An 8,470-nucleotide genomic window follows, 5' to 3' on the forward strand; every position below is an offset into this window, starting at 1 on the left:
GCGCGAACTGCGTCCCAAGGCCTGTGCCACATTGCGGGCCGCCCGCCTGCCCGCCGATTTGCAACACGTCGAGGACGCCGTCGTTCCACGCGCCGATCTCACGATGGTTGAAATCCGGCGGCTGTTAGTTTTGTGCCGGCAGGTTCCGGATTGGCGGGCCAAGAAGGGCAAGGACTACTCCTTGCAATGCCTCCTCTCCATCATGGTCCGCATCTCAAGGACGAGCAGAAACCCCAGCTTGTCAGCGCCCAGAGCCTGCCGTCGGGACGGGTCATCGGCACGGTGGCCGTGGAGGAGAAAAGCAATGAAATCCCGGCCGCCAGGGCCTTGCTCGAAAAGCTCGGCCCGCTAGACGGCAAGCTGCTCATGCTCGACGCGCTCCATTCCTGCCAGCAAACCATGCGCCAGGCCTATCAGGACAACGGCGCGGATTTCCTCATCCCCGTCAAAGGCAACCAACCCGAACTTCCCGCCCGCGCCGCCGCCTGCCTGCCAGACCGCTCGCCAGCGGTCATTCCCCCCCTCGTCGGGCGGCAGCAAGGAAACGATGCCGCTGGTGCCCGTGCCGTGCGCTACCGCCGCAAGCGAGGATAAGAACAACCGATCGCGCCACGAATTGCGCGAACCGCGATGGGTCGCGGCCGATGCCGAGACGCTTTGCAGCGCACATGTGCGATCCGTGTTGGAAATCACCCGGACCACCACCTTTCTCAAGGGCAAACAGAAAGGACAAACCACCCGGGAAACCATCCTCTACCTCTGCACGCTCCCGCCGGACGCCGCGCGGGGGGAGGATTCGCCACCATCACCTCACCCCGCCGATGACCCGTGCAAAAATCCGCCGTGGGCATGACCGGCTCCAGGAGATCCCGGATTGACGACGCGTCCAGATCCAAAATCAAGACCCACCGCTCCTTCGGATTCGGGCGGTGAAGCTCTCTTTCAAGGATATTTCCAGAAATATATGATTGCCTACCCGAGAAATCCGGTGAGCGGGCTGGTGGCGTGGGCGTGATGGCTGGTTTCCGGGAGGCCGAGTTCGTAGGCTTCGCGGCCGGCCTGGACGGCTTGCTTGAAGGCGACGGCCATGCGCACCGGGTCGCTGGCGATGGCGATGGCGGTGTTGATGAGCACGGCATCCGCGCCGAGTTCCATGGCTTCCGCGGCGTGGCTGGGCGCGCCGAGCCCGGCATCGACGATGACGGGGACGATGGCTTGCTCGATAATGATGCGGATCTGGTCGCGGGTGACGACGCCGCGGTTGGAGCCGATGGGCGCGCCGAGCGGCATGACGGTGGCGGTGCCGGCTTCCTGCAGGCGCTTGGCGAGGACGGGGTCGGCGTTGATGTAGGGCAGGACGGTGAAGCCTTCCTTGACGAGGATTTCCGCGGCCTTGAGGGTTTCGATGGGGTCGGGAAGGAGGTAGGTGGGATCCGGATGGATTTCGAGTTTGACCCACTTGGGCAGTCCGGCGGCGGCGGCAAGGCGGGCGAGGCGGACGGCTTCCTCGGCGTTCATGGCGCCGCTGGTGTTGGGAAGGAGCAGGTATTTTTCCGAGTCGATGAATTCGAGGATGTTGGCATAGGGGTCGCGCTTGCCGGTGAGATCGGCGCGGCGGAGGGCGACGGTGACGATCTGGGTGCCGCTGGCGGCGAGGGCGTCTCGCATGGATTCATTGGAGGGAAACTTGCCGGTGCCGAGGAAGAGGCGGGAGCTGAACTCGCGGCCGGCGATGGTGAGGGTGGACATGGAGGAAGAGATTTTGAATTTTAGATTTTGGATTTTAAATTCTCGGCGAGCCAGGTCTCGAAGGAGGCGTGGTCGTTGAGGTCGTATTGCCAGCAACGGAAGCCGAGCTCGCGGCCGGTGGCGATGTTTTGCGGGAGGTCGTCGATGTAGAGGGTGTCCGCGGGGACGAGGCCGTGCGTATCGATGGCGTGACGATAAATCTCGGGCTCGGGCTTGATGAAGCCGGTCTGGAAGGAGAGCACGGCGGCGGCGAACAGGTCGAACTCGGGGAATTCTTCAAAAACCCAGGGACAATGGATGCCGTTGGTGTTGGAGAAAAGAATCAGCCGGTGGCCCTCGCCGGCCAGCTTGCGGACGCAGGCCCACATCGGCTCGTTGGGGGTGAAAATCTGCTGCCAGGCGTGGCGGAATTCGGCCGGCGTGACCGGGCTGCCGATCACCTCGATGGCCCAGGAGATGTAGGCGTCCACCTCGATCCGGCCGGCTTCGAACTCATCCTTGCGGTCGAGCATCCGATCCATCCGCGCGGCGAGGTGAGAGTCGCCGTCGGGAAACAGGCGTGCGAGTGAGCCCTCGAAATTGAAGTCGAGAAGAACGCGGCCGATGTCGAAGAGGAAGGTCATGCAGTGGGATTTCAGATTTCGTCGAGAATCAATCTGGCAGCGGTGATGGCGCCGGCGTTGCGGCCGTGGCGGGCGAGGGAGTTTTTCATGGCGCGCCAGCCGGCGGCGTGGTCGGACAGAAGATCGCCCACGCTGCGGGTGAGGGCCGCGGGTGTCTCGGCGAGGTGGCCGCCGCCGATGATTTCAAGGAGCCGGAGGTTTCCCTCCTCCTGACCAGGCACGAGGTGGTGGATGAGCATCGGGCAGCGGGCGGCGATGGCCTCATGAACGGTGGCGCCGCCGGCCTTGCCGACGACGAGGTGGTGCTGGTTGAGGAGTTGCGGGACGCGGCGGGTCCAGCCGACGAGCCGGACGCGGCCCGGATAGGCTTTCTGGATTTCCCGCGCGCGGGAGTAGAGCAGCCGCACGTTCCGCCCGAGGACGATGGTGAGGTGGACGGCGGGCGACGCGTCGAGCAGCGCCCGGCTGTGGCGGCGGACGAAGGGCAGCTTCGCCGTGGGGAAATAGAGAATCCGGAACGGATCGCAGGCGGCGGCGGATTCGACGGGCGCGATCCGGGAAAAAGCCGGATGCACGGGGAAACCGGTGTCGATGACCTTCTCGCCGGGCAGTCCGGCGCGCGCCATCATTTCGCGGGTGGCGGGGTCGGTGACGAGCCAGCGGTCGCACCGCGCGCGCAGCCAGGCGGCGTTGATCTCGATGGAATCAGTGACGACGACGAACACCGGAATCCCCGCCACGGGGCCGGCGAAGATCCGCGTCAGCAAATACGGATAGAGCGGATAGGTGCTGACGATGGCGTCGGGCCGGAATTCCCCGATCAAGCCGGCAAGCGCTGACTGGGCCATCCGCAGGGGCGGCGAGTCCTGCTTGCTCAAATCGCAGCGGTCGGTGGAGCGGTAGATTTTCGCCCAGATTTGCGGGAAATGGGTCGTCACATAGCGATAGCCGCTGTTGACCATGGCCGTCAGGCGAGGAGCGCCGAGCATGCAGGGGTCGCTCACCTGGGTGACCGCGCCGGCGGCGTCGAGCGCGAGAGCGAGGTTCCGGGCGGCGCTGTTGTGCCCCTCGCCGAAGGCGGCGGTGATGATGAGGATACGCGGCGGTGCGGGCATGACGGGTGGCGCGGGAGATTTAGAGTGAGTGTAGCGTTGCGTCGATGGAGTTTTGCAGCTTTGTTTCCGTCGCAGATGGCCCGCGAGACAAAAAAACTGGAGTTGAAGCCGGTGGATGAAGCCGCCGAACAGCTGTCACCCGTCATCCGGCTTGCAAATAAAGAAACCGAGCAGCGGGAAAAACCCGTCCGCCTCGCCGCGCCGGAAGCCGCCTTGGTGAGCCAGCGCCTCAGTGTGCCGGCGCGCGAGGACGTCGAATTCCGCACCCACCAGCCTGGCATCGAGGAGCTCATCAACAAGGCCGACGCCAACCCCGATTTGGTGGAGCAGGCTTGGGCGAAAGACTCATTCCACCGTCAAAACGTCCCTTGGGGTTGGTTCATCCTCTTCGGGACGCTGCTCGCCGCCGCGGTCATCTGGTCCTTGAGCGGGATCCAAAAAGCCGACGTCCAAGCCAAAAAAATCCAGTTCGCCACCGAGTCCATCGTCGATTACAACGCGCGGGAAGACCAGAAGGCCAGCGATCTGATCGCCCGGATCGAGGCCGCCACCCGGAAATTTTTTGACACCACCGACATTCGCGAGCTGGCCCGCCAGGTCCGCCATCCCGAGCGGGTGACCCCCTTGATGCACGCCTATTACGGCGACAAGCCGATCCCCACGCAGAGCATCCGCCGGACCACGATTCTCCAACCCGTCACCCTCGGCACCCACGGCAACTTCTGGATGGCGACGGTGGAGCTCGCCAGCCATGGAACCCGCAACCTGCTCATCGAAATCCTCGATTCCGGCGAGCCGCGGATCGACTGGGAAACCCTGGTCTGCTATCAGCCGATGAAATGGGACACCTTCGTCACCGAGCGCCCGGAAAGCACCACCCTCGACTTCCGGGTTTACGCCGAGCAGGACACGTTTTTCAGTCACGAATTCTCCGACCCCAACGTCTGGAACTGCTTCCGCCTCACCGCCCTGGACAGTGAGGAAACCCTCTTCGGTTACGCCAAAAAATCGGAGCAAGCCTCCCGCGACATCCTTGAGATCTTGAACCTGAGCCAGGCAAAACGGGCCTCCATCATTCTCCGCGTCAACGTCCCCGAGGGGCTCCAGTCGCGCCGCGGAGTGGTGATCGAAAAAATGCTGAGCCCCCGCTGGCTCCACATCGATCCGCCGGATCCGAGCTCTTGAAGCACCCGCCGAATGACTCCAGCTACCCCTGCTTTGAACTCGTCTGACGACAAGCCGCCATCGGTTCCCGCCGCGGGATTTCCACAGCTCCTGCTAGGCGCTGCGCTTTTCCTGACGTTCCAGTATGGCGTCGCCCTGTGGACGCTCGCGCACGCCTCGGGTGAGATGGCGAACAAGTTCAGCGCCCTCGCCCGCGACAAATATCTCGGGTTTCTCGTCTGGCAGAACCTGCAGATTCTCGTCGCCTACGTCGTGCTCGCCGCCGCCGCCGTCGTTCTCATCCAGCCCTTCGCCGACCTGTGGACGCGGCGTTCGAAGTATCGTAGCCGCCGCGCGGTCACGCTTCGCGGCTTTGGCATCACGGCGCTCGTGCACGGCTATTTCACCATCCGGTTAGTGGATACCCGCCCCTACTTCCTCAACAAGGACGAGTTCGGACACTGGTATTACCGGATCATGGAAATTTTCCCGGACGCCGTCAGGCCCACGAGTTCGTTAGTGATCTTCACCCTGCTTCCCCTCGCCGTCGCCGCCATCGCGTTGGTTTGGCAAATCCACCGCCACGGACGCCGCGGCTGGGCCGTGGCAGGCGCTACCGCCGGACTCACCTTGCTCACCGCGGGCATCAACCGCCCCGCCGACGCCGTGAAATCCACAACCACCGCAACCGGCAAGCCGATGAACGTTATCATCATCGGCTCCGATTCCCTGCGCGGCGACAGCCTCGGATGCGCCGGTTACAAGCCGCAGCGCAGCGACGGCATCGCCAGTGCCGGCGTCTCACCCGTGATCGACGTCCTCGCCGCCAAGTCCACCCATTTCGAGCGCTGCTATACCTCCATCGCCTCGACCATGGAATCCGGCGTGCAGCTGATGGCCTCCCAATATCCGCAGAGCCACGGCATCCGCCAGATGTATCCGGATCGGGAAACCGTCGAGGCCACCAAGAAACACATCGAAACCCTCCCCACCCTGCTCCGCCAGCGCGGCTACGACACCGCCGCCATCGGCGACTGGTGCGCCGGTTACTACGAAGTCATGCCGCTCGGGATGGAGCACCTGTCCGTATCGAGTTTTGACAATTTCAAAATCTACATGAGCCAGGCCGTGGTCATGGCGCACTTCGTCGTCCCGCTCTATTTCGACAACGCGCTGGGCTATCAAATTTTCCCCCAGCTCGGAGCCTTCGCCCAATTCGTCACCCCCGAGGTCGTCACCGACCGCGTCGAAAAACGCCTCGCCACCGCCGCCAGCCAACAGAAGCCCTTCTTCTGGCACGTCTTCTATTCCTGCAACCACCTGCCCTACGGCAACGCCGAACCCTACCGCAGCATGTTCGCCGATCCCGCCTATCAGGGAGTCAACCGCAACAAGGTGGACTTCGACATCGACTCCTTCATCGGCGGCACCGACCTCGAGTCGAAATGGAAGGCCCTGCCGCCCCATGAAGTGGCGCAAATCCGCGCGCTCTACGACGGCTGCACCCGCCAATTCGACGACTGCGTCGGGAAAATCCTTGCCTCGCTCAAGACGAACGGCCTCGCGGAAAACACCATCGTCGTCATCACCGCCGACCATGGCGACGACCTCTACGAGCCGGGCGTCACCCTCGGCCACGGCCTCACCTTCAACGGCGGACTGCAGGCGAACCACGTCCCGCTGATCGTCCACGTTCCCGGCGCGCAGCCGCAGGTCATCCCGGAAACCGTGCGGCTCATCGACGTCATCCCCAGCATCGCCGACCTCACCGGCCAGCAGAAATCCGCCACCTGGCAGGGCAAGAGTTTCGCCGGCTGGATCCACCAGACCGAGACTCCCGCCTTCCGCCCGTTTTACGGCGAGACCGGATTTCCCTTCATCCAGTTCAAGGTCAAAGGCGTCGAGCGCCCCTTCCTCCCGCCGATGGACGAATGCACCGGCATCGATCCGGACTACAACTATCAGTTCGTCCTGAAAAAGGAATACCTCCCCCGCCTCATCGAGGCCAAGCAACGCTGCCTGCGAACTCGTGACTGGAAACTCGTCTGCACCCCCACCTCTGCCGGCACCCGTCATTTCGGGCTCTTCCAAATCGCCAACGACCCGCACGGCGAGACCGACATCGCCCAAACTCGCCCGGAAGTCCTCGCTCCCCTGCAAGCCGCCCTCGAACGCTGGATGGACCACCAAAGCGAATCCTCCATCGAGGAAATCTTCCCCGCCGGCGAGCCGCAGTGAGCCTGACCACGCGGCAGGAGGGAAAGCGTGCCTGAAGCCTCCCGCTTCAAGTCCTGAGTCAACATCGCCTGACGCATTCACCCTTATATCGGCACATTCATTCGGGGATGCGTAACAGTTGCCCGGCAACCCGCCGGTCGAAACTCGCCGGTTTTGTTTCATGGCGTCGGAGAAGCGGTCTTTGGGATTGCGGACGAGGGCTTGGTCGATGACGGCGGCGAGGTTTTTCTCCAGTCCGGGCATGCGGTCGCGGATGGGGACGGGTTCTACAGAAGAAAGTGCCTTGGTCTGAGCCGCTGTCGAGGAAGCGGACGATGTTGGGATGCTTGAGTCCGGCGATGACCTGCATTTCACGTTTGAAGTGCTCGATAGCGCGGGGTTCCGCCTGGGCGCGGGAGAGCATGAGTTTCACCGCCACCGGATCGCCGGGAACACAGAGGTGGCAATCCGCCATCCGCCCGAGCAGAAAGGTGTCGTGCTCGGTGAGAGCAAAGGATTTTGAGATGCCGTCCGGGATACTCGACGCCGCTAGAAAGGTGCTAATTTCACCCGCCGGTCTCAGCGGATTTCCACTTCGTTGCCGACGCGGGTGAGCAGGCTGATTTCCTCCATGTCGTGGGCGAGGAGGATGATGCCGTGCGGCAGGGCGTCGGTGGCCTCGGTCGCGCCGCGGATCTGGAGCGAGGGCTTGGCGATCTGGATGACCTTGTCGGCGGCGCGGTAGTCTTTGGACTGCGGGGCGACCTGGTGGCCGCTCAACTCCGCGAGTTTCGAGCTGATGGTGGTTTTTCCGGGCGCCAACTTGCCCGGAACATCCAGATGGATGACCGGGTATTCGCGAATGAAACGGGCACCGTCCCACACGGATAGCGCTTTGCGCTGCGGTTCGATGAGCAGCCGGAAATTCAGCGGCATGACGATGAGTTCCTCGCCGGGCTGGATATTCTTGAGCTCCATCATGCCATTGAGATGCATGATCGAGTCAAGGGAGGTGCCGTATTCGGCGGCGATGCCGAGGAACGAGTTCCCGCGTTTGACGATGTGGGTTTTTTTGCCCGCCATGTGGGTGGTGGAGAGGATTTCATCGAGATTCATCTCGCCAACAATCCGGCGGGCGACGGGCGCGGACGAGAAGGTGGGGAAGACGTTGACGATGGCGGTTAGTTTCTCGCGAGCCTCGTCAAGCTTGCCGAGGGCGAGCAGCTCGTGGGCTTTTTGAAACGCCTTCTCGCCGGGGTCGATGTCTGGCAACTCGGCGGAATCGAGCATCTTGGCGAAGTCGGCGTCGGGCTGCGTGCCGATGACTTCGGTGGGATGGGGAATGATTTCCTCAAAGACGCCGCCGAGTGGCTTGACGGCGACGTGATAGGCGAACATGCCGGTGAAACCCATGACCGCGAGAACGCACAAGGCGGCGAGTAGTTTGAAAACCGTCCAAAGGCTCATGGGCGAAAACAGAAGGGCTTAAATGAGACCGCGGCGCTTGAAATCAAAGGCGTTGATTTCGTGGGAGCGGAGGATCATCTCGAAAGAGAACTTGAGGATGGAAATTTCCCAGGCGTCATCCACGCCTTCGATGAC

Annotated in this window: 9 protein-coding genes; 5 read left to right on the forward strand and 4 right to left on the reverse strand. The window is 63.0% G+C overall.

Features of this window, described 5'->3' with window-relative positions; translation table 11 throughout:
* Nucleotides 1-186: 186 nt before the first annotated feature.
* Nucleotides 187-594 carry a transposase gene (locus AC4DF4_RS16920; RefSeq protein ID WP_490049287.1) on the forward strand — a complete coding sequence of 136 codons (408 nt, stop codon included), beginning with the start codon at nt 187-189 and terminating at the stop codon, nt 592-594.
* A gap of 22 nt (nt 595-616) precedes the next feature.
* Nucleotides 617-853, forward strand: a complete 237-nt coding sequence (locus AC4DF4_RS16925) for a hypothetical protein (RefSeq protein ID WP_490049288.1) — start codon at nt 617-619, stop codon at nt 851-853.
* 119 nt (nt 854-972) lie between these two features.
* On the opposite strand, the gene AC4DF4_RS16930 is transcribed toward AC4DF4_RS16925, so the two are convergent.
* Genes AC4DF4_RS16930 through AC4DF4_RS16940 form a run of 3 tightly spaced genes read right to left on the reverse strand, consistent with a single transcriptional unit; the run spans nt 973 to nt 3,487 of the window.
* Nucleotides 973-1,749, reverse strand: a complete 777-nt coding sequence (locus tag AC4DF4_RS16930) for a thiazole synthase (protein WP_490049289.1) — start codon at nt 1,747-1,749, stop codon at nt 973-975.
* A 20-nt stretch (nt 1,750-1,769) separates the two neighbouring features.
* The gene (locus tag AC4DF4_RS16935) at nt 1,770-2,372 is read right to left on the reverse strand and encodes an HAD family hydrolase (RefSeq protein ID WP_490049290.1); all 603 of its coding nucleotides are present in this window, start codon (nt 2,370-2,372) and stop codon (nt 1,770-1,772) included.
* 11 nt (nt 2,373-2,383) lie between these two features.
* Entirely contained in the window at nt 2,384-3,487 is a 1,104-nt protein-coding gene (locus tag AC4DF4_RS16940) for an MGDG synthase family glycosyltransferase (RefSeq protein WP_490049291.1), read from the reverse strand.
* Between the two features lie 75 nt (nt 3,488-3,562).
* On the opposite strand from AC4DF4_RS16940, the gene AC4DF4_RS16945 reads away from it, so the two are divergent.
* The 3 genes from AC4DF4_RS16945 (at nt 3,563) to AC4DF4_RS16955 (ending at nt 7,391) form a co-directional block, all read left to right on the forward strand.
* Complete coding sequence (locus AC4DF4_RS16945; protein ID WP_490049292.1) at nt 3,563-4,672, forward strand: hypothetical protein; 1,110 nt, start codon at nt 3,563-3,565, stop codon at nt 4,670-4,672.
* A gap of 12 nt (nt 4,673-4,684) precedes the next feature.
* Nucleotides 4,685-6,889 carry a sulfatase family protein gene (locus AC4DF4_RS16950; protein WP_490049293.1) on the forward strand — a complete coding sequence of 735 codons (2,205 nt, stop codon included), beginning with the start codon at nt 4,685-4,687 and terminating at the stop codon, nt 6,887-6,889.
* Nucleotides 6,890-7,211: 322 nt separating this feature from the next.
* Nucleotides 7,212-7,391 carry a hypothetical protein gene (locus AC4DF4_RS16955; protein WP_490049294.1) on the forward strand — a complete coding sequence of 60 codons (180 nt, stop codon included), beginning with the start codon at nt 7,212-7,214 and terminating at the stop codon, nt 7,389-7,391.
* 56 nt (nt 7,392-7,447) lie between these two features.
* Here the strand turns inward: AC4DF4_RS16955 and AC4DF4_RS16960 are convergent, their stop codons facing one another.
* On the reverse strand, nt 7,448-8,335 hold the full coding sequence (locus AC4DF4_RS16960) for a LysM peptidoglycan-binding domain-containing protein (RefSeq protein ID WP_490049295.1): 888 nt from the start codon (nt 8,333-8,335) through the stop codon (nt 7,448-7,450).
* Nucleotides 8,336-8,470: the final 135 nt, after the last annotated feature.

The organism is Luteolibacter sp. (genome assembly GCF_058122085.1).